Origin of the sequence: Corynebacterium jeikeium (assembly GCF_028609885.1) — a bacterium.
Taxonomy (GTDB): domain Bacteria; phylum Actinomycetota; class Actinomycetes; order Mycobacteriales; family Mycobacteriaceae; genus Corynebacterium; species Corynebacterium jeikeium.
This window is the reverse complement of record NZ_CP063195.1, coordinates 37,969-63,592: the sequence shown is the minus strand read 5'-3', so window position 1 is coordinate 63,592 and position 25,624 is coordinate 37,969. Positions and strand designations below refer to the sequence as shown.

Here is a 25,624-nt window from a genome sequence, read left to right as displayed (position 1 = left end):
CCCTACAGCGGCTTGATCCAGCCCTGCTGCACGGCATACTGGTAGCCCCCAGCCACCGCCGCGCCCAGGGCAACCGCACCTAAGACACCGCCGACCCAGGCCAGGATGCCTGCGATCGGCGGTGCATCTTTACCCAGGGAACCTGCGGGGTCGGTGCTGCCCAGAGGGAAGGTTTTCAGTAACCATTCGGCCCCCGGGTTCGCGGCTTCAATACTGCCGGCCAACGAGCCCTCGTTAGTGGCCTGCGGGTTGTTCGGATTGAAGTCCGGGTCGACGGGCTGGGTGATCGGGGCGGTGCTGGAGCCCTTGCCCTCGGACGGGGCAATGGCCTGCGCCGGGGTGGCTGCGATGGCGCTGACGGCTAGGGCGCTTGCGGTGGCTAGGGCGGTGAGGGACTTGGAAGGAGAAAAGGACTTCATAAGCCCCGTATTTTAAAGCTGTTCCAGAGCCTGCGCGACATCTGCGAGCAGATCCTCCAGATCCTCAATACCAATGGAAATGCGCACCAGGTCGCGCGGAACCTCCAGCTGGGATCCCGCAACCGACTGGTGAGTCATCGTCGCTGGGTGTTCCAGCAGAGATTCCACGCCACCCAGCGACTCCGCCAGGCAGATCAGCTTGGTGGCCTGGCAGAACTTCAGTGCCGCCTCCTCAGAGTGGAAGCGTACGGAGATCATGCCACCAAACCCCTTGCCGGTGGACTGGCGCTTGGCCACCTCGTGGCCTGGATGCTGCGGCAAGCCGGGGTACAGGACGGTGGCGACTTCCTCCCGCTCTTCCAGATATTCAGCAATAGCCTGCGCATTCGAGCAGTGGCGGTCCATGCGCACCCCCAGGGTCTTCAGACCACGGGCATTCAGGTAGGCATCGAAAGGCGAGGCAATCGGGCCGGCACCGCCGAGTAGGAAGTCCAGATCCTCGTCCAGCTGTGCGTCGTTGCTGACGATCGCACCGCCGACCACATCGGAGTGCCCACCGATGTACTTCGTGGTGGAGTGCAGCACCACGTCCGCGCCGTGGTCCAGGGGGCGCTGCAGGTAGGGGCTGCAGAAGGTGTTATCCACGATCAGCTTCGGGCGCGTGGGGGCGTCACTACCAAACTCGTCGGCGAGCACCTCGGCGATGGCGGCGATGTCAGTTACAGCGAGCAGTGGATTCGTAGGGGTCTCCAGCCACACCAGCTTCGTCTTCGGGGTCAGCGCCGCACGGACGGCCTCGGGGTCTGTCGTATCAACCACGGTGAAGTCCACGTTCCAGTCCTTGAATACCGTGGCGATCAGGCGATACGTGCCGCCGTAAGCGTCGTGCCCCATGATCAGATGGTCGCCGGGGCGCAAAAGCACGCGCAGCAGGTGGTCGGTGGCGGCCATGCCCGAGGAGTACACGCGACCGTGCTCGCCCCCCTCGAGGGCGGCGATTGTACGGGCCAGCGAGTCGACAGTGGGGTTCGCCACGCGCCCGTATTCGTAGCCTCCGCGCAGATCGTTCGGCGCGTTCTGGGCGAACGTGGTGGAAGCGTAGATCGGAATGTTGATGGAGCCCATGAACTCGTCGGGCTCGTAGCCTGCGTGGATGGCGTCTGTGTTGTGGGCCATGGAAACTCCCCTTCGAACTAGTGCTTGATTGCGCGTTTTGGTGCTTATCTGCGCCGGAATTCACGGCCCGGCGCGCATCGTTTCAACGATTATAGACCAAGCAGTCTAGTTTTCGGCAACAATGGGCCAACCTTGGCGGGTTTAGGGCAATAGCACCACAATGGCTACATGGATCGAAGCGCACAGAGAATCGACTTCACCCAACCCGCCGACGTCGTCGCCCCACTTTTGTTGGGCGCGGTCTTGCGCCACGGCGGAGTAGCTATCGAGTTGACCGAGGTCGAGGCCTACCTAGGGACTGCAGACGAAGCCTCCCATGCCTTCAACGGTCCGACCCCTCGTTGCGAAGTTATGTTTGGCCCTCCCCAGCACCTCTACGTGTATGCCAGTTACGGCATCCACCGTGCCGGCAACCTGGTGTGCAGCCCCGATGGCGAAGCTGGAGGAGTACTGCTGCGCGCAGGAAAAATCATCGAGGGGCTCGATATTGCCCGTGCCCGGCGCGGATCAAAGCCCGCGGATGAAGCGCTTGCGCGTGGGCCAGGAAACTTGGGCGCAGCACTTGGTTTGAACCTGGACCTTAATGGCTCGGCGGTTGATCAAGTGTTTTCTGGCGCGGGCGATAGCTCACCCACTTCTGCCCCGTTTACCCTGACCCCACGCACAGCTATCCCAGAGATCACCCGTGGCAAACGCATAGGGATAAGCAAAAACGCGGATGCCTTACTCCGCTTCTGGGTGCCCAGCGACCGCAGCGTTTCCAGCCCTCGCGGCCGGCAGCTGGGAACCCCTCTTCGAGCATCCTCATAGTGGGCTTCTAGCAGCGGCCGAGCTCGCGTTGGATCGCCTCCTTCTCCGCTTGCGTGACCCACAGCTGGTACTCCGCCTTCACGCGCACCTGGATGGAGACATAGGTGCAGCGGAAACCCTTGTTCGCCGGCAGCCACGTCGCAGCATCGCCCGCACCCTTCTGCATATTCGCCGGCCCATCAACGGCCAGCAGGTTCATCGGATCGTTGGCGAACTGCTCACGCCGTTCCGGGGAAAGCTGCTGCGCACCCTTCTGCCAGGCATCGGCCAGCGCCACCACGTGGTCGATCTGCACCGCCTGGCTGGTTTTTTGCCCACGGACAAAGTGGATGTGCTGGTCGGTATAAGGATCCTGCAGATCACCGCTGAGCACCTTGCAACCCTTTGGCGCGTTCACGTTGGTGAGGTCTCGCGCCAAGATGTCGTTTCGCTGGTCGCAACCGTTACGGTCGATGTCCTTCCACCGCTGGCCGAACTCGGCGCGGCTGTAGCCGGTCTTCGGCGCGCGCCCCTTGACTGCCAGTGTCTCCAGCAGATCCAGCATGTTCTGCTGGTGCAGCGACCGTTCCGGCGCTGCGGGTTGCTCTGGTTCTTGTTCAGGTTGCTCTGGCGGCTCGGCCTGTTCCGGCTGGTCCGGCACCGTTTCTGTGGTCGGCTCTAACGGTGCGGTAGAGCTTTGTGACGCCGAACTTCCGCCCTCTAGGAACTCCGCACCCTCGGCGCACCCACCGAGCAGCAAACTCACGCCCACTAGGAGCGCTGCCGCACGGGCGGATACACGCCCACTTACCCTCTTGCTCATATTCCAACACGCTAGCAATCGCCCCGGACAGCCCAGGAGGCAATCCACTTTAAGTTTCGAACAGGCGTGCGGGGCGACTCGGGCGTAGGGGCGTCAATAAAAAGAGAATACTTTTATAGCTGCTTACCGCTGACGGTCTCGCGGTAGCATAAACGCATCATGAAACCTCTAAAGAAGATTTACCGTGCACAAATGAAGGCAGTACCGGCCTTCGCAGACAAGATGATCAAGAAGCCGAACCGCATGCGGCGGATGATGAACCTCTGGCCACCGCTGCTGTGCTCCGGTATTAAGATGACCCACGTTTCCGAGGACTGGGAGCACGCGCGCATCGAGCTGAACCTGCGTTGGTGGAACGCCAACATGCACGGCGCAGCCTTCGGCGGAACGCTATTCTCCATGACGGATGTGCTGTTCGGCACCCTGATCGCCCGCCGTCTTGGCACTGAATACGAAGCCTGGACCCGTACCGGCACCTTCCAATTCCTCAAGCCCGGCCGCAGCGGGGCATACATGGAAGTGGACCTCACACCAGAGCTGATCAACTGGATCACCGAAACCGTCGAAGAGGACGGCTACTGCAACGTGCCGTACACCTCCATCATCTACAACAAGGACGGCTCCATCGTGGGCATCGGCCAACAGGATCTGCACGTCCGCCCGCGTGGTGGCGGCAAGCGCGCCGACCAGCCGAAGCAGGCTCTGCACCCGCGCGGCCTAGTGCTGGAATCGCTGGCGAATGCCGTGGTCTGGCACTGCTTCAAGGACCAGCCGGAGATCCTGACCGTGCTGATGTCCGAGCAGCGCCGCATCCCCGACCCGGAGGACCAGATGCGCCACGTGGTGAAGGTAGCGCTAGAAAAATCCACCAAGTCCCGGGAGGACCTGGTGGCTCTCGATATTCCGGAAAAGTACCTGGACGCCTAAGTTAGCGCGGTACTTGATTAATCCGGTACCTAGCTCAGCATTTAGCCGAGCACCTTGCCGCAGTTCGGCCAAGCGCCTGCGCCCTGCTTGGCCAGAACCTTCTCGGCAATCTCGATCTGCTGCGCCTTCGTGGCCTGGTTAGCCGTCGGGGCGTACTTCGTACCGCCGAAGCCAGCCCAAGTCTGAGCGCTGAATTGCAGCCCGCCGTAGTAGCCGTTGCCCGTGTTGATCTTCCAGTTGCCGCCGGACTCGCACTGTGCGACCTGATCCCAGGCGCTAACTGGTGCGGCCTGCGCGGCCGGAGCTGCCACAGCTGCGGCGGCTGCCGGAGCAGCAACCAGGCCTGCGGCCATGCCGATGCGGGCGAAAGCGGTCTTTACGGACTTATTCATGTAGACGAAAACTCCTTCTGCGAAGCCGGCCGAGTGGCTGGCTCCATATCGATTGTTTGGTGTCTACGCGGCCGCGCTTTGCGGCTGCACGCTGGCAATTACGCGAATGAATCGCGCCCCGGCTGCCTGCCGGGCAGTTGCCACTAAGCACGCAAACATACGCACCCTCCCCCGGGGTGCGTCAACTGAAAAAGCGCTAAATCCCGAAAAAACCTCGGATTGATAACGAAATTTAAGGGGCTTCTTATCCCCCGTGTTATTCCCTGCCCCTTTCTCCGAACTATCGGCGCGGGCCGTAGACCGCAGCAGATTCGATGCGAGAAGGCACCACATACGCGATTGCGGCGGTGCAGACGATACCCGTGAGCGTGACCAACGTCCCCCAGTCGCCGCTCAGCAGTCCACCCGCGAGCACCCAAGCGATCGCGGCCACTGCCGCCAGTGCGATAACGGCCATGCCAAAGAGGTGCTCGTTGCCTGTGCCGGAGACTGGGATGTACAGAAGTCCGGCAAGTACGCCGATGACGCCGGCAATCACTCCAGTCAGCACAGCAGGACCTACGCCCGCGGACGCTTCACCTGGGATGAATCCCACCAGGAGGTCCACGATGAACACAGCGGCGAAAGTGACGGCTGCGGCCAAGACTGCGAGGACGATGAGGTTCATCGCAACCTTCTTGCCGTCGTAGCGGCCGGCCAGCAGACCTTCGCGGGGGTCGTGCTGCGGCTGGTTGTAGCCAGAGTTATAACCCTGCGGGTACTGCTGCTGGTTGTTGTAGCCAGAGTTGTAGCCGCCATAACCGCCATTGCCCTGCGTGTTGAAAATGCGAGTCTGGTCGTCGTTTCCTTGCGGGTACGTCACCCAACGCTCCTTTCACCGGCGTTTCAGGTGACCTATGTTACCGGAGTGACTATTGAGTAGTCACTCTTCTCCGCAGCTTTAGTGATCGAGCTTTAGTGATCGTCCCAGTGGCCCTCGTGCTCGCGGTGCAGGTGGCCGTCGTGGACGTAGTCGACGTGATCATCGTGCGGAACGGCGACGTGGCCGCAGTTCGGGCCGTGCTTGTGATCATGGTTGGCGTGGGTGGTACAGCTCATGGTGAACTCCTTCAATACAGGGCAACCATGGAGCCACCTCTCCTTTGGTTAGGTGGGCCAGTTGGTTGCTTCGACGCTTCCTATACGCCCCCTCACCTGCTACGTTGTCAATACGTTTTCATTAAATATTGGTTAGAAGCAGTGCGCGCTAGTCACCGGATTACTTCTTCAGGCGCTTTTCCACACTGGCGATAAGGCTACGAACGTTGGTGAGTACGCGTTCTTCCTTTTCCTCGACCGTCAGCGTCTCCGCCATCTGCGTGGTTCCGTCCGGAGTTTTCGCCCCTCGGACATAATCCACACACGCCAGGTCACTGCACATGTACGTACCGATACTGCCGTAGTTATCCTGCGCGGACTTCGTAGTGACGATCGACATCAGAGAGGCGCCACTCGAGGGGTGCAGCGTGCGACAGATCTGGCACATACGCGCCCCACCGCCCGTCGGCGCTTTACGGATCTCCATGGTGAGCCCCTGCAAACCCTCTGCAGTCTCCGCGACGAGGTAGGCCCTCTGAGGTGCCTTGGGATCCACCCAGCTCACAAACACCTGGCTTTCCCAGTCGGCGCCCAGAACGTGTGCCGGAATGTGAATGCGCGCAGCGGCACCCTTAGAGCAGTTGATAAAGCTCTTCCGAATCCCCTTTTCAGAGTAGGTCTGCACGATACTCCACCTTTCCGTCGCGCGAATTGCACCATTCATGCAGGTACGGTGGCCAAGTGTAACAATCCTCGAAGGGAGTAGATCATGGCACGCAATGCGACTAAACCACTCGACGTACTCATCATCGGCGGAGGATTTGCGGGCACTGCGGCGGGTATTGCCCTCGCCCGAGCTCAGCGAACCGTCCGAATCATCGACAGCGGAAAACCGCGTAACCGCTTCAGCGCCCACTCCCATGGCATTTTGGGGCGCGACGGGGCTAACCCAATGGAGCTGCTAGACCAAGGCCGCAAAGAATTCATGACATTCGGCGGTGAAGTAACCCAGGGTGAGGTCACCACCCTCGAACAAACAGGCAACGCATGGACGGCCACTACGGCCGACGAACAGCAGTTTCCGGCCCGACAGATACTCATGGCGACGGGCATCACCGACGAACTGCCAGACGTACCGGGCTTAGCCGAGCTTTGGGGATCGCGAGTTTTCCACTGCCCTTATTGCCACGGCTACGAGGTCCGGGGGCGCGACCTTGCTGTCATCGGCGGAAGGAATCCCAGGTTTACGACGCACATGGTGCACTTGATGCGGAAGTGGACCGATCGCGTCACGTTCTTCACCAATGGGCTCTCCCTTGACGAAGCCGACCGTGCACTGTTCGAAAAGCGCGGTGTTGCTCTTATGGACGCCCACGTCACCGAGGTGCAACCCGACCCTGAGTCAGGAACGGGAGTTCTGGTGAGCATCGCCGATCCCAACAAAAGTGGCGACTCTGTCTTTACTACCCGCGCCTTTGAGGCGTGCTTCACCGGCCCGGAATTCCACCCCAATGATCAACTGCTGCTAGCAGCTGGTTGTGAATCCGAAAACGGCTGGGTAGTTAGACAGCCCGATGGCAAGACCTCCAAAACCGGACTGTGGACGGCCGGCAATGTCACCAGCTCTCCCGACCAGGTTTCTCAGGCGATGGGCACAGGCGTGGCCACTGCCATCGCGATCGATCAGTTCTTACTGCACGAAGAACTGCAGCAGGTTCGAGGGCAGACCCATGAATAACGGACGACCACAGCGCGTAGCGTTTATCCTGTTCGACGGGTTTGAACTGCTGGATGTCTTTGGGCCTGCCGAAATTTTCTCCAAGGTGCCTGGCCTACAGGTGGAATTCGCCTCCGCGGATGGGGAACCTGTAGCCAGCTCCCAAGGTGTAAAGATTCTCCCCGACACAACCTTCGATTCCCTCGTTTGCGACACCGTTATAGTCCCCGGGGGTCAGGGAACGCGAGCACTCGTCAAAGATGCGGATTTCCTGGCCCGCATCCACAAAATGGCGAGCTGCACCTCGCTTGTCTGTTCCATATGCACGGGTTCAGCGGTTTTGGCCGCAGCTGGTTTGCTGGAGGGATACGCCGCCACCAGCAATAAGCTTGCGTTTGATTGGGCCACGTCTTTCGGCAAGGACATCGACTGGAAAAGCTCTGCCCGGTGGGTGCACGACCGTGATCGCTGGACGTCGTCCGGTGTGGCAGCGGGGATAGATATGGCCGTCGCCTTCGTGTCTCACTTCTTCGGCGCTTCGCTTGCGGAGAAGATCGCCCATGACCTGGAGATTCAATTCAATAGCGACCCGGACCACGACCCGTTTGCGGTATAGCGTTCAGCCCAGCAGATGCAAATAAAGATCGCTTTACTCGGTACTTATTGCAATACAACTTAGAAACTAATTCCACTTGGGGCACGGCGCAGCCCAAGAATTGAGTGCGACGAGAAGTTCATCAACGGTGTCGGCAACAATAAGCGTGTCGACATCATCTTGACGAATAAATCCCTCGTCTGCCATATGCTTGAGCATCGATACCGTAGGCGCCCAGAAACTTGAACCAAAAAGGGCAATGGGCTTGCGATGAAGCCCGAGCTGTTGAGCTGTCCACGCATCAAAAAATTCGTCTAACGTTCCAGCGCCGCCAGGCAAACACACGTAGGCATCGACCAGGTCACTCATCCGTTGCTTACGCTGATACATCGTGTCAACAATCTCAAGGTGCGAAAGACCCGCATGTGCAATTTCGCCATCGACAAGATTCTGAGGAATCACACCGATTACACAGCCACCGTTGGCCAGACAGGCATCCGCCGCAGCACCCATAAGGCCGACTTTGCCGCCACCATAAATCATCCGTACGCCCTGCTCAGCTAGACCCGCCCCTAGGGCTTCAGCAAGAAAGGCATTGGTATGGTTGCGACCACTGCTCGCCCCTGTAAATACGGCTACAGAACGCACAGGATTGGCAATCAACTCCGGAAACACTTCATCTTTCAAAAGCGGTGCCAGCTTAACGTTCGGCACGGACGGGTTTACCCATTCGCACTCAGCAATTTCTGCAGCTGCCACGGGCTCCACCGAATCTGAAAAGTAAAAGAGATCCGCAACAACATCGCTACCGGCTTCGTTAGCCGCAACTGCACGGTATGTTCCCATCGGAACCAAGAGAGCAGCATCAAGCGAAATCCCCAGCTCTTCATTAACTTCCCGTATCACCGCATCAAGCGAGGACTCCGCAAACTCGAGCTTGCCACCCGGAAATTGAAATAGCGCAGTGCCCTTCTTACGCACGCAAAGGACTTCTCCCCGCGAATTCCTCACTACAACAGCGCTGACATGAATATCAGAAGAAGGCATGCGTGCAAGCTTAGAACAATCTGTTGAATCGACGCACCTGCAATCTTCGACTCTTATACACCAGAAAACGAAAGAAACCGGAGGTAACATTCCCTTTCGGGTTTGCTACCTCCGGTAGTGCAGTTTGTTCAACTGCTAGCTGTGGGCGAAGGGGGACTTGAACCCCCACGTCCCGAAGGACACTGGCACCTGAAGCCAGCGCGTCTGCCATTCCGCCACTCGCCCGAGTGACTATGTAGGACACATGGTTTTCACCACAGTGTTTACACTGTCTTGCCTGCTAAAGCCGCACATTCCTTTTTGGAAGTAATGCTCGCTGGCAACGAAATGAAACTCTAGCACGATGCACCCATGCATCCAAAAAACACATCTGACCTGCAAGAAAGTGCACGTGACCCGGCACTGCCCCTATAATGGCCAACTAAACACTCGCAATGCGACTGATTTTTCGCGCAGTTCAACCCCGTCATGGACTCGCAGCCTCGGGGTTTGGGCTATAACAGCACAGCGCGCCAACCGGCTCCCGCGACTTACGTTATTGGGCTGCCCCGCAGGCAGAACTAGCGCCAGTTTTTAAGGGCACGCGACTGCAGTGGAAGATCACAGTACGACACAGGAGGACTACGGACAATGGGTCTGTTTGGACGATTCAAGAAGCTCGACAGCTCGCTTCAGCGTGGGCTGGATAACGGCTTCGCACGTGTCTTCGGCGGCGAGGTCGTTCCAACCGAGATTGATGAGGTTCTTAAGCAGTACGCAGAAGAGTCCGTCATGACGGATGCCCAGGGGCGGCGTCTAGCGCCCAGCTACTTTCAGGTGCTAGTCAGCACTCGCGACTACGCAAGTCTCACCGAATCTCGCCCGCGGCTGGCGGAAGAGATGGGCGATCGCCTGAGCCGCTTCATCCGCAACCAGGGCTGGCGTACGAACGAGCCAGTCAAGGTAAGTATTTTTGCCCACGACGGCATGCACTCCGGCCAGATGCGGGCTGATGCTCGCTTCGATGTTCCTCACACCGCAGATCACTCTGGCGCCAATGTAGCTATCGGTGAGGATTTCTCGGAGCAGGAAGGCCGTCCGGAGTGGCCATCGTCGCAGCCCGGCGAGCGTTCGTTGGTGTCGCATAACTATGACGCCCCTAGCTCCAACGATGCCCCTTCCAATGAAGTACAAAACCCCAGTACCGAGCGGTCTCTCGGGGATCTGGTTTCGTCTGCGGAAGACCAGCACCACCACATCGACTCTACTGGCGCAGCCGAAGGCGCTGGGGCGACTGGTGCCGCTGCAGGTGCTGCGGGTGTCGGTCCGGCAGGTGCAGCAGGCGTGCACCGCGCCGCCCCGGATTTCGTTCGCAGCCAGTGGACGGATCAGGCGCAGCAAGTGGAAGACTCTGAGCCCCGGGTGCCCCAAGAACCCCAGGCGCCCCAGGATTCTTCGGAGCCCCACGACCAGCAGGCCTCGGAAGTACAGGAGGAAAGCGCCATGCACAACCAGCAGGATTGGCAGAACCAGCCGGAAGGCAATGATTTCGAACGTCCGGTGAGCTACCCGGGCACCGAGGTAATTGTGCAGTCCACCCCCGCTCCCGTGCGCGGAGGCGTGGGCGCGGACGGTGGCGAACGCGAACTGCGGGTCACGCTCACGCTGCACGATGGCTCCGACCGTACCTACGAGCTACGCAAGGGCAGCAACATCATCGGGCGTGGCAACGGGGTGGATCTACGCATCCCCGATACGGGTGTCTCCCGTCAGCACGCGGACATCACTTGGGATGGCTACGACGCCGTACTGACGGACCTGCAGTCCACCAACGGCACCTCGGTCAATGGCACTCCGATCGAAAACTGGCTATTGGCCAGCGGCGACGTGATTTCTCTGGGCCACTCCGAGATCGGCGTGGAGTTCCACTAACCCTGTTTTTCCCTTCCGCCCTACTCCTTCAGGGTCATCTAAACTAGGCTATTCACATACACATGTGCCCCGCGGGACTGTGTGTGCCAGTGTGCTCCTGTGTTTATTGAGTGCTCACTGGGCCTTTCGGCCTTACTGGCCTTGCTGACCTTACCGACCCTACTGAGGAGTTGAATACCGTGCAGACCACGCTACTTCTGCTGGTCAAGATTGGCCTGCTGCTTTTGCTGTGGTTCTTCATCTGGATGACTGTTCGCTCCCTCAAAAAGGATGCAGATCGCACCTCTGGCTTGGCTCCCGTCGGGATGGCTCCCATCGCAGCGGGATACGGGGGTCCCATGAACGAACCCTCTTCTTCCGGTCATGCTTTCCGCAGGCACAAGGCCCCGCAATCTCTGGAGCTCACCAGTGGCCCACTGACCGGCACCACTCTGAACCTCAAGGGGTACCAGGATGTCTCCATCGGCCGCTCGCAGTCATGCACGCTGGTGTTGGAGGATGATTTCGCCTCCGGTACTCACGCACGGTTGATCCGCCGCGGCTCGGATTGGTACGTCGAAGACCTCGACTCGCGCAACGGCACCTGGATCGGAAATGAGCGCCTGGACCAGCCCGTTAAGCTTTCCGCCGGTATGGAAATCCGCATCGGCCAGACCCACGTGAGGATGGACGCATGACCGAGGATAAGAACGGAAACATCAGGCGCACGCTGAACTTCGCGGCGTGCTCTGACCGTGGCCTGGTTCGCGGCAACAATGAAGACTCCGCCTACGCGGGCCCGCGTCTGCTGGCACTAGCCGACGGCATGGGCGGCCACGCTGCCGGCGAGGTTGCCTCCCAGTTCCTCATCAATGCACTCAGCCCCCTGGATTCCCCACTAATCGACGAGCCCAACAACCGCGATCAGCTCGAGAACCTGCTGGCCACGGCCACGGACGAAGGCAACCAGGACATCGCTGCGCACGTAGACGAACACCCAAACCTAGATGGCATGGGCTGCACTCTGACCTCCATGCTTTTCCGAGAGAACGAAGTGGCGATCTGCCACATCGGCGATTCCCGCGGTTACCTACTGCGCGACGGCGAGCTGCGCCAGGTCACCAAGGATGACACGTTTGTTCAGTCCCTCGTCGACGAGGGCAAACTCGACCCCGAGGACGTCAGCAGCCATCCGCAACGTTCCCTCATCTTGAAGGCCCTCACCGGCCGCCCCGTCGAACCGACCCTCTGGCGGGAAAAAACACAGGTCGGCGACCGTTTTATGCTCTGCTCCGACGGGCTTTCGGATCCCGTCAGCACCGACACGATCCGTGAAGTACTCTCCCGCGGCACCCCGGAGAAGGCTGCCCGGAAGCTTGTAGAGATGGCACTGCGGGGCGGCGGCCCGGACAATGTCACCGTTGTTGTTGCCGATGTGGTTGAATTTGACGCCAACTCCAACGCACCGACGGACCCAGAGCTCACCCTGCCACCCCGCCCGGTGATGGCGGGAGCTATTGCTGGTGAAGCAATGGATATGCCCCGACCGAATTCCTCGGCAGCCCGCGCAGCGGCAATTCAGGGGCTGTCGACGACAACGGCGGCGTCGCCAAAAAAGGACCCTAAAAAGGACCAGGAGGATGACGAGTCCGACCCCGCGACGGCCCACAGTGGCCACGATCGCACAGGTAACGCCAACAGCGACCATGGCGACGACCACGGCGAGGGCGGCGCAGGGGCAAGCACAGCCACCAAGCCGAAGAAGTCCCGGCGCGGACTGTGGGTGACCCTGGCGATCATTCTGGCCGTAGTGTTAGCCGCCGGTGCGGCAACCTACGTGATGTACCAGCGGGTAAAGGACACGTACTACGTTGCCTCGGATAACTCGCAGATCAAGGTGATGAACGGCACCGAATCCTCGGTGCTGGGAATAAAGCTGAACTCGGTGCACCAGGACGTCTGCTTGGACGAACAAGGCAAGGCGACCTTTGTGGATCCGGGCGCGGGCGGCGATTGTCACCTGTTTAACACTTCCGACCTGACCCCGGCGGCGCAGGGCGCACTGTCGGACCTGCCGGAGGATTCCTACGACAAAATCACGGAGCAGGTCGACCGTTTGGCGGAGCAGACCCTGCCGGTATGTGTGACCCGCGTGCCGGCGGACAAAGAGAAGAGCGATAAGAAGGACAGCCAGGACAGCACAAAGAAGAGCGACGCGCCCGAAGATCTCACAACCCCCGGAGTCTCCTGCCGCGAGGTGAAATAACCCATGAAACTTTTTAGCCGACGCACTGAGGCCGGCCTGTTGCTGCTGGCCGCCATCGTTTTGCTGCTGGCCATAGTGGCGCTGGAGATCTCGCAGGGCAAAGAAATCACCTCCGAGGTGTTCTACCTGGTCGGCGGCTTCTTCCTGACGTTCCTGGTGGGGCACCTGGTGGTGTGCTGGACGGCACCAGAGGCCGATCAGATAATGCTTCCCATCGCGGCCTTGCTCAACGGCCTGGGGTTGGTGATGATCTACCGGCTGGATCTCGGATCGGGCCTATCGCTGGCGAAGTCGCAGATCATGTGGACCGCCCTGGGCGTGGTCCTGTTCTGCCTAGTGATTGGCTTTCTGCGGGATCATCGCTCGCTGCAAAACTACTCCTACTTGCTGGGCCTGGCGGGCCTCATCCTGACGGCACTACCGATTATCTGGCCTACCTCCCTGAACGCGGACGCTAAGGTGTGGATCAGCATCGGTCCGTTCTCAATCCAGCCCGGCGAGTTCGCAAAGATCATGCTGCTGCTGTTCTTCGCGGCACTGTTGGTGAATAAGCGCCGTCTGTTCAACGTGGCCGGCAAGTCTTTCCTGGGTTTGCAGTTCCCGCGCTTGCGCGACCTGGGCCCGCTGTTTCTGGTGTGGGGCATCGCGCTGATGATCATGGCCGCGCAGAACGACTTCGGTCCGGCACTGCTGCTTTTTGGCACCGTGCTAGGCATGTTGTACATAGCCACCGGTCGCGCCTCTTGGCTGGTGTTGGGCTTCGGCCTGGCCTTTGTTGGTGCATTTGGTGTGTACCAGATTTCGGCGAAGATCCAGGATCGCGTGTCCAACTTTGTCGACCCGCTGGCGAACTACGACGGCAACGGATTCCAGCTCTCCCAGGCGCTGTTCGGCATGTCCTTCGGTGGCGTGACTGGCCGTGGCCTGGGCGAGGGTTACCCGAACAACATTCCCGTCGCGCACTCCGACTTCATCCTGGCTGCCATCGGCGAGGAGCTGGGACTGATCGGCCTAGCAGCCGTTCTGATTGCCTACATCGTGTTTGTCTCGCGTGGGTTCAACACTGCCATGCGGGCCCGCGATTCCTACGGCAAGCTTGTCGCCGCGGGTCTGGCGCTGACGATCGCCATCCAGGTTTTTGTGGTCACCGGCGGTATTTCCCGCCTGCTGCCCATGACCGGCCTCACCACGCCGTTCCTGTCGCACGGTGGTTCGTCGCTGTTGGCGAACTACATCTTGTTGGCGATTATTCTTCGTATTTCTCATGACGCCCGCACGCCCCTGGCCATTAAGGAAAGGGAGGAAGCATGAACCGCTCCATCCGCGCGGTAGCCATCTTTAGCTTCATCTTGGTGGTCGCCCTCATCGCAAACCTGACCTATATCCAAGCCTTCCAGCAAAAGTCACTGGCGCAGAATCCGCTGAATTCGCGTCAATTCCTAGAGGCTAAGTCGAAGGAACGCGGCAGGATCATCGCCGGCGACCAGGTACTGGCGAGGTCGGTGAAGGATTCCGACGATTTCTATAACCGCGAATACCCGTACATGTCCGCCAAGTACGGCTCCGTGATCGGATACCTATCGGATCAGTACGGTGCCTCGGGGATCGAGTCCTCCCAGAACTCAATTCTGACCGGCGAGGATGATTCCCTGTTCGCTACCCGCACGTGGGACATGCTCACGGGCAAGGAGGCCGGCGGAGCGAACGTGGAACTCACGCTTAACCCGCAGGTCCAGGAAGTGGCCTACGACCAGCTAGCCAACAAGGGCTACTCCGGTTCCGTGGTGGCCCTTCGCCCGTCAACGGGAGAGGTGCTGGCGATGGCCAGCACCCCCTCGGCTGACCCGGCGCAGATCGTCGGCCCGCCGGCTGAGCAGGCGAAGGCGAATTTTGAAAGCTACGCCAATGATGATTCCGCCCCGCTGTTGAACCGCTCTACTCAACAGATCCAGCCTCCGGGCTCCACGTTCAAGGTAATCACCACCGCAGCTGCACTGGAGGAGGGCGACACCCCAGAGACGTCCGTAACCGCCGCGCCGCAGATCACCCTGCCGGATACGGCCACGACGCTGGAAAACTACGGTGGCGCGGCCTGCGGTGGTGGCGGCACGACCACCCTGCGCGAAGCATTCAAGCGCTCCTGCAACACCGCCTTCGTGGACATCTCCACCCGCCATGGTGCGGATAAATTCAAGAAGATCGCCGAGGCCTTCGGTGTCGGCGATAAGGACGATTACCTGGGTCTGCCCGTGGAACCTTCCCGTCTGGGTGACATCCCGGACGGTGCGGCCCTCGGCCAGTCCTCCATCGGCCAGCGAGACGTTGCGCTGACCCCGCTGCAGAACGCGGTGATCGCCGCGACCATCGCCAACGGTGGCGTGCGCATGAAGCCGTATTTGGTCAGCAAGGTCACGGGCCGTGACCTATCTACGCTGCGGACCACCAAGCCTCAGAAGGCCAAGCGCGCAGTGCCGGGTGAAACGGCGGATACGCTGAAGGAGCTGATGGTGGAGGCCGAGAAGTGGGCCGGCGGAGATGCTTCCATCGCTTCGAAGACAGGTACCGCTGAGCACGGCGAAGATTCCCGCAACTCCAAGCCACACGCCTGGTACATCGCGTTTTCCACCACGGCCGACGTGGCGGTGGCCGTTCTGGTGGAAAATGGTGGCGACCGCGGGCAGGCAGCTACCGGTGGTTCGGTGGCTGGCCCCATCGGCCGAGCCGTCATCCATGCAGCTGAGAAGGAGCAGCAGTAGGCCATGAGCGATTCCCGTCAACCCGACCGCACAGAGATTGAGCGTACGCAGCGGCTTCTGGGCGAACGCTTCGAGCTGCAGTGGATCATCGGCCGCGGCGGTATGTCCACCGTATGGCTTGCCCACGATGTCGAGCAGCAGCGCGATGTAGCCGTCAAAATCCTCAAGCCGGAGTACACGGAAAACGAGGAGTTCCGTGCGCGCTTCCGTAACGAGGCCTCCGCTGCTCAGGACCTCGACAGCCCTAACGTCGTAAGAACCTACGACTCCGGCGAGGTCGAGGACCCGGACAACGGTACGGTGTTTTGCTACATCATCATGGAGTACATCCGTGGCGAGTCCCTAGCCGATGTGCTCTCGCGCGAATCCTCGCTGCCGCAGAATCTGGCGCTAGACGTATTGACGCAAACAGCCGCGGGGCTAAAGGCTATCCACGAAGCCGGACTGGTGCACCGCGACATCAAGCCGGGCAACCTATTGATCACCTCCGACGGGTTCGTGAAGATCACGGACTTCGGCATTGCCAAGGCCGCTGCCGCGGTGCCACTAACCCGCACGGGCATGGTGGTTGGAACCGCCCAGTACGTCTCCCCCGAGCAGGCTCAGGGCGACCAGGTCGGCCCGGCCAGCGATGTGTATTCCCTGGGCGTGGTCGGCTTCGAGATGCTGGCGGGCTACCGTCCCTTCTCCGGCGAATCCACCGTGTCCGTGGCGATCAAACACATCTCCGAAACTCCGCCGGAGCTGCCGGAAGAGATCGACCCCAACCTGCGGGAACTGATCAGGGTCTGCCTGCGCAAGAGTCCGCGCACTCGCTACGCCGATGGCGCGGAGCTTGCCACTGCCACCGTTATGGTGGCCGAGGGCAAGCAGCCCCCGTCGCCGCACAACGTGCCGAATGTCAGCGCCGAACCCCACCCGCTAACCGAGCAACTGGGCAACGTTGCCAGCGGGCCGGGAACTCGAGTGCCTTCGGTACCTGGTCCTCAGTACGGGCCGGGATCGGGGGCCAGGCCCGGTCAAGGTCCCGGCTATCCTGATTCCTCCGTTCCAGTCGTCGGCGCGGGTGCTCCGCCCACGGGCGCGGGCTACCCCGCGACAGGGCGTGGGGCGGGTGGGGCGCAGGGGGCGTCACCAAAAAAGAACCGCTGGATCATTGCGGTGCTTGCCCTGGTGAGCATCCTCGCACTCGCCTTAGCCACCTTCCTACTGACCAGCGGTGGCGACGACGAAGCGCCGAACCCGTCGACGATGACCGTAACCAACGAGGTCACGACCAGTCCGACGGAGGAAGGAGAGCCAGCTAACCCGAGTGGCAACGTGCCCGCACCGGTAAATCCGTCGCCGACGGACACGACGAACGGCCCGTCAACCACGTCGAAAACCGAAACGTCTCGAGAAGAGACCGAGACCTCCGAGGAACGCGAGCCTTCCTTCCCCACGTTGCCGACCATCCCCAACGGAGGCGGGCGCGGCAACGGCAACGTCAACGGTGAGAACGGCACAGCCCGCCAAACCGAGCCCAACCAGCCGCACACAAACGATAATGCGACCTCAGAGGATAGCGATATGCCTGCCGAATTACGCAGCCCGAGCACGAACCCGGAAAGCCAACCAGTGCTTTAAGCACCATTCAATTCAGTCATGTAAAAGGGAAAGAACTATGTCCATACAACAAGTTGGACTAGGATTTGTTAATCAAAGTGACTAGAAAGCCATTCTGGGGTTAACTAGCGGCGCTGAGCCAGCAACATTGAGAGACGCAGACAAAGGAGCAGAAGGCGTGGACCGAATCGGCACAACCTTGGGCGGTCGATACCGCCTCGGTGCCAAGATCGGCACCGGTGGCATGTCTGACGTGTACGCCGCTACCGATGAACTGCTCGGTCGCGACGTTGCGGTGAAGATGATGCGCCCCGACCTGGCGCGGGACACCACCTTCCTGGAGCGCTTCCGCCGCGAAGCACAGAACGCCGCGAAGCTGAACCACCCCGCCATCGTCGCCGTCTACGACACAGGCCAAACGCCGGACGAGGACGGCGCGGTGCCGTACATCGTCATGGAGCGTGTGCACGGCGAAACGCTGCGCGACATCATCCAGGACTCCGGCAAGATGAGTTTGAACGATGCCGCGGCGGTCATGTCCCAGGTCTGCTCGGCACTGTTTTTCTCGCACGAGGCGGGCATCATTCACCGAGATATCAAGCCGGCGAACGTCATGATTACCAACACCGGTGCGGTGAAGGTCATGGACTTTGGCATCGCACGTGCGCTGAGCGATAGCTCCTCTGCTATGACGCAAACCGCAGCCGTGATTGGCACCGCACAGTACCTCTCCCCAGAGCAGGCGCGCGGCCAGTCCGCAGATGCGCGCTCCGATATTTATGCCGCTGGTTGCGTGTTCTATGAGCTGGCTACGGGCAAGGCTCCCTTCCACGGCGAGTCTCCCCTGTCCGTCGCCTTCCAGCACGTGCAGGAAAACCCGGAGGCGCCGTCCCAGGTTCTGGGTATGCACCTGTCGAAGCGTGAAGCTTTGAGCCTGGATTCCATTACTCTGACCGCTATGGCGAAGTCGCCTTCGGATCGCTATGACGATGCCCAGGAGATGGCGACGGATCTGAAGCGCCTTTCCGAGGACCAACTGCCGCTAGTGGCTCAGGCCTATGCCAATGACGCCGACTCGGCTAATGCTGGTTCCCACACCTCAGGCCGTGCTGCCGCCGGCGCCGCAGGACTAGCGGCCGGTGCCGCTGCGGCGGGCGTGGCAGGTGCACACGCGAATGGCGATGACGTGCAGACGTCCGTGATTCCTGCCAGCCACAGCACGAATAACGGCGCTGCTGCCGGGATGGCTGCCACTGGCGGCGAAGGGGGCGACGGTTACTACGGCGAGTACGACGACGATTACGAAGGTGACGATTACTACGACGGAGCTTACGGCGACGAGTACGACGACGAGTACGGCGATGGCTACGACGACGAATACTACGAGGACGAACCCAAGCGTCGCTGGTGGGCTCCAATCGCGTGGGTTGCCGGCATCGCCGCAGTAATTGCCGGTGGTTACTTCGCCTACCAGGCATTCACCGGAGACGACGAGCCAGAAAAGCCCATCGAAGCCGAGCAGGTGAAGATCCCGCTCGTGGCCAACAAGGACCGCGCCGAAGCGGAGAAGATCCTCAAGGACGCGGGGTTCGAGGTAACGGTCGAGGAGACCACACACGACAAGATCGCGCGCGGTAAGGCTATCGGCACCGACCCGGCGGCCAACGCATCCGTGGCCCGCGGCACCGAGATCAAGCTGCTGGTCTCCAGCGGCCGTGAGATCACCGATGTTCCGGACCTGACGGGCAAGACCACCGAAGAAGCGGTAAAGCTGCTGAAGGATGCCAAGCTGGTTCTGAACAACGAAGTCAAGGAAGAGGCCAGCGATGATGTGCCGAAGGGCAAGATCATCACGCAGACCCCGCCGCAGGGTTCGCAGGTCTCCGCGGGCACGAAGGTGACGATCACCGTCTCCACCGGCCCGGAGGATGTCCGCGTGCCGGTCGTCACCGGCCAGCAGGTCGAAGATGCCCGGGAGAACTTGGAGTCCGCTGGCTTCAAGGTGGTTGTGAACCAGGTCGATTCTGTGGAGCCGAAGGGCCAGGTGCTGTCCGCAAGCAGCGAGGGCGAGAAGCTGGCCAAGGGCAGCGAGATCACCCTAGAGGTATCCCTGGGCAACCAGTTCGAGATGCCTTCCCTGCAGGGCATGAAGTTCGGTGACGTGTTCCGCGAGCTGCAGGCCGCCGGCTGGCGCGGCACCCCGGATCAGCTACACCGGGAGAACAAGAACACCGCAGATCTGGGTCGCGTAGACGAGGTCGCGCAGCAGTCCATCCATAGTGGTCAGGTGATTAAGCGGGACGAGGACATCACCGTGACGGTGTACGTCTTCAACCTGCTGCCCTAATAGCAGCAGCGCCTCTCAGCGGACCCTAAAGCATCGAGGCTTCGGCGCTGATGGCGCCGGTGACCTCTAGCTGCTCCTGCACTAGACGATTCACTAGCTCGGCTGAAACTACCTCGCCCGTGCCGTTCAACCGCCCGGCTTCGTTCAGCCAGTTCGCCAGCATCAGGTGGCCGTACTGTGTCATCACGGACTCGGGGTGAAACTGCACGGAGTGGACCGGCAGCGTCTGGTGGCGCATCGCCATAATCATGCCGGAATCGGAAGTCGCCGTGACCTTCAGTTCCTCCGGTACAGTGTCGGGATCAACAGTGAGCGAGTGGTAGCGCGTCACCCGGAACGGGCTCGGCACCCCGGCCAGCACGCCAGTACCGTCGTGGGTCACGGGCGAAGTTTTGCCGTGGAAGAGTTCGTCTGCCCGAACGACCTTCGCGCCGAAGTGCATGCCGATCGCCTGGTGCCCCAGGCACACTCCGAACAGCGGAATCTGCTTTTCAACCGCGATTTTCAACACGTCCAGCATGCAGCCGGCCGCGCTCGGTTCGCCGGGCCCGGGGGATAGCAGGATCGCATCGAAGCCCTGCAGCATGTTAGCCAGCGCATCCGTGTCAGCTCCGTCTGGGTTGCCGGCACCTGTGAGCTCGGGGGCGTCATTGCGCAACACCACACAGTCGTCCCCGCTGAAGCCCAGCTGCCCGATGTATTGCACGAGGTTGTAAACGAAGCTGTCGTAGTTGTCGATCACGAGAATGCGCATAGCAAAGAGTCTAGCGCGGCAGCATGCATAGTTTTGCCGTGGTGTGCTGGTACTATCGTTTGGTACGTATTTTGCCCATGGGCGCTCGGTACCTCGTAGGCCGTCCGCTCCGCATTCAATCGCTTCGAGGTTTTGAACAATGCCAAAGTCCAAGGTTAATTCCGCTGAGGAGAACTACTCCAGCTCCTCTTCCGCGGACCGTCGCACACCCGTGAAGCTAAACTCCAGCGGTACCCCGCGTTGGTACATTGTGCTGATGCTTGCGCTGATGCTTCTGGGCCTGGCCTGGCTGGTTGTTAACTATATTGCCGGCCCGGAGATCCCGTTCATGCGCGATCTGAACGCATGGAACTACCTGATTGGCTTCGCCCTTCTGATCGTGGGTCTGCTGATGACCATGGGGTGGAAGTAGCACCCACGTCACTTCCCGGCACTGCTCTAGTAGTGCCACCCCAGGCCGGTCCATATGGTGAAGGCCAGGATGACCGTCGCGGCTAGTGCAGCGGCGGTCTTTCTGCTTATTGACGCCCCCACGCCCCCATTGCCTTGCTCGCCAACGGTACTGGTGATGAATGCGATGACGGCTCCTCCGGCGAGCCCACCTATGTGTCCCCATAGCGAAACATTGGAGTACATGAGGGAGTACCCAAGGTTCACCAGCAGCAGGATGATGGGCCCGCGGAGATCACGCTGCCGTATCCGCGACAGAGAAATGAGCATGGCGAATAGCCCGTAGCCAACGGTGGAGGCACCGCCAACTGGCACATTCGGCTGGAAGTACATGCAGGCCAGCGCACCGCCAGCGGCACTGGCGACGATGAGGCTGAGCATCACTACTGGCCCGTAAAAGCGTTCGACATCGCGGCCGATCAGGAAGATCAGCAACATGTTGAAGCCCAGGTGGGCGGGGTCCAAATGAACGAATGCGGCGGTGAGGATGCGCCACCATTCACCGAATAGGGTGACGTTGGCGGCGTTGAAGAGCATCTCCCGCCCCAGGTTGTTCAAGCTGAGGCCGAACATGGATTGGCCGCCGAGGGGGTTGGCAATGCTGCCGGATTGAAAAACCGTCACCACGTACACAAGGCAGCAGGCTGCGATGAATACGTTGGTGACGGAATACCGCCAGCTGTTCCGGCGGGCTTGCGTGTCCAGCCACGGCAAGGAGTTTTTACTCCTGGATCTCGACAGACTCGATAACGACGTCGTCGTTCGGGCGGTCCATGCGGTCGGTTGCGACGCGAGAGATCTTCGCGACGACCTTCTGGGACTCCTTGTCGGTGACCTCACCGAAGATGGTGTGGCGGTTGTTCAGGTGCGGGGTGGCCGTCACCGTGATGAAGAACTGGGAGCCGTTGGTGCCGGGGCCAGCGTTAGCCATAGCCAGCAGGAACGGACGGTCGAACTGCAGCTCCGGGTGGAACTCGTCGCCGAACTGGTAGCCCGGGCCGCCGCGGCCGGTGCCGGTCGGGTCGCCGCCCTGGATCATGAAGCCATCGATGATGCGGTGGAAGATCGCACCATCGTAGAACGGGCCTTCGTTGGTACCGGAGGCGTTGGGCTGGGAGTACTCCTTGGTGCCCTGAGCCAGGCCAACAAAGTTGGCTACGGTCTCCGGCGCGTGGTTGCCGAACAGATCGATGGCGATATCGCCTTGGTTGGTGTGCAGAATTGCGGTTGCAGTCTTATTAGTCACAGTGATCCATTGTACTAAAAAGCCACGACGGCTTCCGGCACCTTAGCGACCCAAAAGCTGTATTGCCCATCCTGGCGGGGATTTTTCTTTAGGATGGGTGCTAGCACGAATGCATATTGAAATACACAAATAGATCTCCAAGGAGCATCTCGCACGATGAACCCCACCACGTTGAAGCTGGCGCTGCGCGGCGCCAAGCAGGGTCGCACCATGTTGAATAATCGCAAGGAATTTAAGCGCCGCCAGGAATTCGACGCGCTGCAGCAGCTGCGCGACAACTTGGCCACGGAGGGCGAGCGAGAGGGCATCATCGCTGGTTCCCCCGCGCACGTGAAGGCCGTTGCGGAACTTATGCTCAAGGAAGAGGGCGCTGCGGCTGCCCTCGAGCAGGCTCGTGCAGCTGCGGCTGCCCGCAAGCACCACCAGGTACACCACTCCGACGAGTTCACCTCTGCGGATGTTGTGGACATGAGTTCCACCGGTTCCCAGAATGCGGCCGACACCGCCAGCAAGGCGGATAAGGCTCGCGCGAAGGCCGAGAAGAAGGCCGAGGCTGCAAAGAAGAAGGCAGCGAAGGCACAGGCCAAGGCAGCCAAGAATGCTAAGAAGGTTGAGGGCGAGGCTGCTGGGCTGGTGGCGTCGCTAAAGAAGAAGGGCGAAGAATTGAACACCGATGAGCTGACCGAGAAGCTGGGCGCGGACGCCGAGAAGCTGCGCAAGAAGATCGACAAGCGTACGCAGAAGCTGCGCAGCCGTTTCGACGAGGCGCAGGAGAAGGCTCAGAAGAAGGCCGGAAAGAAGGCCAAGAAGCGTGAGCAGAAGATCGCTCAGCTCACCGCGGCGCTGAAGGACAACGCTCACGATCTGCAGGAACGTGGCCAGGCTACGACCAGCAAGCTTTACAACGAGGCCGAGTCCCGAGGTAGCGACCTGGCCAAGAGCGCGGAGAAGAACCGTAAGCAGCTGGCCAAGAAGCTGGAGGCCACCAAGAAGAAGGCAGCCAAGCGCGCCCAGAAGCAGACCAAGGGTGCTCAGAAGGATGCCCGTAAGCGCGCTGCGAAGCTGGACAAGAAGGTAACTCGCGCCACCAACAAGGCGCAGAGCAAGGCGCTGGCGAAGGCTGAGAAGAAGGGTCTGAAGAAGCAGGAGAAGAAGAACGGCCTGTTCGGCAAGTTCCTGCTGCTGGCCATCCTGGTTGCTGCGGGCGCTGCTGCATTTAAGTTCCTGCGTGGTGGCGAGAACGCTCCGAAGAACACCCCGAAGGTGCAGGACTTCGCGGACAAGGCCACCGGCGCCGCCGAGAAGGCTAAGGCGAAGGCCGCCGAGGTTAAGGAGACTGCCGAGGCCAAGGTCGAGGAGGCTAAGGCCACCGATAAGACCGGCGATAAGACCAATGCAAAGACCGAGGAGCAGGCAGCGGAGAAGCAAGCTCCGGCTGCCCCCGCTGCACCGTCTGCACCTGCTCCGGGTGCTCCGGGCGCTCCCGCACCGGGCGTAGCTGTTCCGGGTGCTCCGGCTGCTCCGCAGGCCGGTAGCGACCAGGGCGCTGCCGAGGCCACGGACGCAACCGACGCCGCCGAGGCCGACTTCCCGCTGTCCGATGGCCCGGGCGAGGATCCGGACGAGGGTGGCAAGCACCGCCTGTAACCCGCACCCCCAGATCGCGCGCTGAATCCGGCGCGCGATAATGGCGTACATGACCCCGCGCCGCCTCACATTCCGCACCATCCCACTGCCGCAGACAGGTAGTCGGGACATCGCCGGAAGTGTCGCGCCGCGGGTCTTTTTGTCTTTATTTAATGACGCCCCCACCGCCGCCTGGCTGGATTCCTCCGGCAACGGCGGCGCCCTCAGTGTGCTGGCAAATAGCGCGGGTCCCCTAGCCCGAACGTGGATGCCGCAGGTGGAAAGCTCGAATACGTTCTTCGCGCAGCTCAGAAGCACTTTCGACGAGTCGGTTGAGATTCCGCGAGACTGGCCGTGCGACTTCGCCCTCGGCTGGGTGGGCGCATTGGGATACGGAGTGGAGGACATTGCCCGCTCCCGGGAAGACCATCCGGATGCGGCACTGCTGTTCGCCGACCGGGCGGTCGTGATCGACCACGCACACGCGGTGGCCTATGCAATGGCAATGCTGCCGAGTGCCAAAGATGCCGGGGATGCCGGGAGCACCCACGATGAGCAGCTGGAATGGCTGGACACCACCGTCGCCGAGGTGCGACGGATCGCTGGCGAGGTCTCCGAGACAAGCGGTGCGGGACTGGAAGCCATTCCGGAAACCTTTCCGAGCAGCATTCCGGGCGGTGCACCGCCCCGTGACACGGTGCCCGCCGAGTCCGTGACCATTGAGCGCGCGGCGGCCTTCCGCTTCGACCAGCCGAAGCGGCAGTACCTGGCGAGCATCCAGCGCTGCCTGGATTACATTGCCGCAGGCGATAGCTACGAGGTCTGCCTGACAAATACCGCCCGCGGGCCGGCACTGCGAGATCTGGCCGACCTGCAACCCGGCGCGAACTCGCCCTACGCACCGTCACCGGAATTACTGGCCTACCTGCGGCTCCGCGAAGTCAGCCCGGTTCCCTATGGCGCATTCCTGCGCTTCGACCGCCCTGGTCAGGCGCCACTGCACATCCTCAGCGCCTCCCCCGAGAGGTTCCTCAAGGTCTCACCGGAGGGAGAGGTCTCCGCCAAGCCGATCAAGGGCACCCGCCCCCGTGGGGAGGACGGAGCGGCGGATGCGAGGGGGCGTCAGGAATTAATGAGCAACCCCAAGGACCGGGCGGAGAACCTGATGATCGTTGACCTGCTGCGCAACGACCTCGGCAGAGTGTGCGTGCCGGGCAGTGTGGAGGTGCCGAAAATTTTTTCGGTGGAGAGTTTCTCGCACGTCCATCAGCTGGTCAGCACCATTACCGGCCAGCTCCGTCCGGGGCTCGGCGCCGTCGACGCGATTGCGGCCAGTTACCCCGGCGGCTCCATGACAGGCGCGCCGAAAATCCGGACGATGGAGATTATCGAGGAGCTGGAGCCGCATCCGCGCGGGTTCTATTCCGGGGCGATCGGCTGGATCTCCCCCAATTCCGCCACAGAGCTGAACATCACGATCCGCACGCTCGTCGACGATGGCGCGGAGTGTTCTTTCGGGGTCGGCGGCGCGATCGTCGCGGACTCGGACCCGCTGGCGGAGTACCAGGAAACGCTAGTGAAGGCGGCGGCGCTACTCGATACACTCGGGGGCCAAATCGCCTAACATTCTACTCGAAACATTTTCGAGTACGTTGTTTATCGCAGGTCAGAGGCTCGAAATTTGTTTCTAGTAGGTTTCGAGTACCTTTCGAGTAGCTTTCC

Annotated in this window: 23 protein-coding genes, 1 tRNA gene and 2 pseudogenes; 14 read left to right on the top strand and 12 right to left on the bottom strand. The window is 60.9% G+C overall.

The window, feature by feature from the left end:
- Nucleotides 1–2: 2 nt before the first annotated feature.
- A complete protein-coding gene (locus tag CJEIK_RS00310; protein WP_005292678.1) occupies nt 3–419 on the bottom strand; it encodes a hypothetical protein in 417 nt (138 codons plus the stop codon).
- A 12-nt stretch (nt 420–431) separates the two neighbouring features.
- Nucleotides 432–1,595, bottom strand: coding sequence for a cystathionine gamma-synthase (locus CJEIK_RS00305; RefSeq protein ID WP_005292675.1), 1,164 nt, complete (start codon nt 1,593–1,595; stop codon nt 432–434).
- 168 nt (nt 1,596–1,763) lie between these two features.
- Between CJEIK_RS00305 and CJEIK_RS00300 the strand changes: the two genes are divergently transcribed.
- Nucleotides 1,764–2,405 carry a DNA-3-methyladenine glycosylase gene (locus tag CJEIK_RS00300; protein WP_005292673.1) on the top strand — a complete coding sequence of 214 codons (642 nt, stop codon included), beginning with the start codon at nt 1,764–1,766 and terminating at the stop codon, nt 2,403–2,405.
- A 10-nt stretch (nt 2,406–2,415) separates the two neighbouring features.
- Here the strand turns inward: CJEIK_RS00300 and CJEIK_RS00295 are convergent.
- A pseudogene (locus CJEIK_RS00295) lies at nt 2,416–3,207 on the bottom strand (HNH endonuclease family protein); the annotation flags it as partial.
- 159 nt (nt 3,208–3,366) lie between these two features.
- Between CJEIK_RS00295 and CJEIK_RS00290 the strand changes: the two are divergent.
- Nucleotides 3,367–4,134 (top strand): PaaI family thioesterase, encoded by a 768-nt coding sequence (locus CJEIK_RS00290; protein ID WP_005292670.1) that lies wholly within the window; start codon nt 3,367–3,369, stop codon nt 4,132–4,134.
- Nucleotides 4,135–4,175: 41 nt separating this feature from the next.
- Here CJEIK_RS00290 and CJEIK_RS00285 read toward each other — a convergent pair whose 3' ends face one another.
- The 4 genes and pseudogenes from CJEIK_RS00285 to CJEIK_RS00270 form a co-directional block, all read right to left on the bottom strand.
- Nucleotides 4,176–4,526 (bottom strand): transglycosylase family protein, encoded by a 351-nt coding sequence (locus CJEIK_RS00285; protein ID WP_005292669.1) that lies wholly within the window; start codon nt 4,524–4,526, stop codon nt 4,176–4,178.
- Between the two features lie 280 nt (nt 4,527–4,806).
- Entirely contained in the window at nt 4,807–5,388 is a 582-nt protein-coding gene (locus tag CJEIK_RS00280; protein WP_005292666.1) for a hypothetical protein, read from the bottom strand.
- Nucleotides 5,389–5,486: 98 nt separating this feature from the next.
- Nucleotides 5,487–5,624: pseudogene (locus CJEIK_RS00275) on the bottom strand (zinc transporter permease); the annotation flags it as partial.
- A 160-nt stretch (nt 5,625–5,784) separates the two neighbouring features.
- Complete coding sequence (locus CJEIK_RS00270) at nt 5,785–6,288, bottom strand: FBP domain-containing protein (RefSeq protein ID WP_011272809.1); 504 nt, start codon at nt 6,286–6,288, stop codon at nt 5,785–5,787.
- Nucleotides 6,289–6,372: 84 nt separating this feature from the next.
- On the opposite strand from CJEIK_RS00270, the gene CJEIK_RS00265 reads away from it, so the two are divergent.
- A complete protein-coding gene (locus CJEIK_RS00265; RefSeq protein ID WP_005292659.1) occupies nt 6,373–7,341 on the top strand; it encodes an NAD(P)/FAD-dependent oxidoreductase in 969 nt (322 codons plus the stop codon).
- Nucleotides 7,334–7,936 (top strand): DJ-1/PfpI family protein, encoded by a 603-nt coding sequence (locus CJEIK_RS00260; protein ID WP_005292657.1) that lies wholly within the window; start codon nt 7,334–7,336, stop codon nt 7,934–7,936. The genes CJEIK_RS00265 and CJEIK_RS00260 overlap by 8 nt, the downstream gene beginning before the upstream one ends.
- A 66-nt stretch (nt 7,937–8,002) precedes the next feature.
- Here the strand turns inward: CJEIK_RS00260 and CJEIK_RS00255 are convergent, their stop codons facing one another.
- Nucleotides 8,003–8,962, bottom strand: a complete 960-nt coding sequence (locus CJEIK_RS00255) for a TIGR00730 family Rossman fold protein (RefSeq protein WP_034964139.1) — start codon at nt 8,960–8,962, stop codon at nt 8,003–8,005.
- Nucleotides 8,963–9,104: 142 nt separating this feature from the next.
- Nucleotides 9,105–9,187: transfer RNA gene (locus tag CJEIK_RS00250), tRNA-Leu, on the bottom strand.
- 405 nt (nt 9,188–9,592) lie between these two features.
- Here CJEIK_RS00250 and CJEIK_RS00245 point away from each other — a divergent pair.
- From CJEIK_RS00245 to pknB, 7 genes are all read left to right on the top strand, one after another.
- A complete protein-coding gene (locus CJEIK_RS00245) occupies nt 9,593–10,873 on the top strand; it encodes a DUF3662 and FHA domain-containing protein (RefSeq protein ID WP_005292653.1) in 1,281 nt (426 codons plus the stop codon).
- A 179-nt stretch (nt 10,874–11,052) separates the two neighbouring features.
- Entirely contained in the window at nt 11,053–11,550 is a 498-nt protein-coding gene (locus CJEIK_RS00240) for an FHA domain-containing protein FhaB/FipA (RefSeq protein WP_011272805.1), read from the top strand.
- A complete protein-coding gene (locus tag CJEIK_RS00235; protein ID WP_005292649.1) occupies nt 11,547–13,118 on the top strand; it encodes a PP2C family protein-serine/threonine phosphatase in 1,572 nt (523 codons plus the stop codon). Before CJEIK_RS00240 ends, CJEIK_RS00235 begins: the two co-directional genes overlap by 4 nt.
- 3 nt (nt 13,119–13,121) lie before the next feature.
- A complete protein-coding gene (locus CJEIK_RS00230; RefSeq protein WP_005292648.1) occupies nt 13,122–14,429 on the top strand; it encodes an FtsW/RodA/SpoVE family cell cycle protein in 1,308 nt (435 codons plus the stop codon).
- Nucleotides 14,426–15,874: a penicillin-binding transpeptidase domain-containing protein gene (locus CJEIK_RS00225; protein WP_005292645.1), complete on the top strand. Its 1,449-nt coding sequence runs from the start codon at nt 14,426–14,428 to the stop codon at nt 15,872–15,874. The genes CJEIK_RS00230 and CJEIK_RS00225 overlap by 4 nt, the downstream gene beginning before the upstream one ends.
- A gap of 3 nt (nt 15,875–15,877) precedes the next feature.
- Nucleotides 15,878–17,500, top strand: coding sequence for a serine/threonine-protein kinase (locus tag CJEIK_RS00220; protein ID WP_005292643.1), 1,623 nt, complete (start codon nt 15,878–15,880; stop codon nt 17,498–17,500).
- A gap of 157 nt (nt 17,501–17,657) precedes the next feature.
- On the top strand, nt 17,658–19,826 hold the full coding sequence (gene pknB / locus CJEIK_RS00215) for a Stk1 family PASTA domain-containing Ser/Thr kinase (protein WP_034964135.1): 2,169 nt from the start codon (nt 17,658–17,660) through the stop codon (nt 19,824–19,826).
- 25 nt (nt 19,827–19,851) lie between these two features.
- On the opposite strand, the gene CJEIK_RS00210 is transcribed toward pknB, so the two are convergent.
- Nucleotides 19,852–20,580 carry an anthranilate synthase component II gene (locus tag CJEIK_RS00210; RefSeq protein ID WP_005292640.1) on the bottom strand — a complete coding sequence of 243 codons (729 nt, stop codon included), beginning with the start codon at nt 20,578–20,580 and terminating at the stop codon, nt 19,852–19,854.
- Between the two features lie 139 nt (nt 20,581–20,719).
- On the opposite strand from CJEIK_RS00210, the gene crgA reads away from it, so the two are divergent.
- Nucleotides 20,720–20,992 (top strand): cell division protein CrgA, encoded by a 273-nt coding sequence (gene crgA, locus CJEIK_RS00205; protein WP_005292638.1) that lies wholly within the window; start codon nt 20,720–20,722, stop codon nt 20,990–20,992.
- A gap of 26 nt (nt 20,993–21,018) precedes the next feature.
- Here crgA and CJEIK_RS00200 read toward each other — a convergent pair whose 3' ends face one another.
- A complete protein-coding gene (locus tag CJEIK_RS00200; RefSeq protein WP_077536216.1) occupies nt 21,019–21,744 on the bottom strand; it encodes a rhomboid family intramembrane serine protease in 726 nt (241 codons plus the stop codon).
- 7 nt (nt 21,745–21,751) lie between these two features.
- Nucleotides 21,752–22,276: a peptidylprolyl isomerase gene (locus tag CJEIK_RS00195; protein ID WP_005292634.1), complete on the bottom strand. Its 525-nt coding sequence runs from the start codon at nt 22,274–22,276 to the stop codon at nt 21,752–21,754.
- A gap of 156 nt (nt 22,277–22,432) precedes the next feature.
- On the opposite strand from CJEIK_RS00195, the gene CJEIK_RS00190 reads away from it, so the two are divergent.
- Both CJEIK_RS00190 and CJEIK_RS00185 read left to right on the top strand, forming a co-directional pair.
- Entirely contained in the window at nt 22,433–23,923 is a 1,491-nt protein-coding gene (locus CJEIK_RS00190) for a hypothetical protein (RefSeq protein WP_005292631.1), read from the top strand.
- Nucleotides 23,924–23,972: 49 nt separating this feature from the next.
- Entirely contained in the window at nt 23,973–25,526 is a 1,554-nt protein-coding gene (locus tag CJEIK_RS00185) for an anthranilate synthase component I family protein (protein ID WP_237745949.1), read from the top strand.
- Nucleotides 25,527–25,624 lie beyond the last annotated feature (98 nt).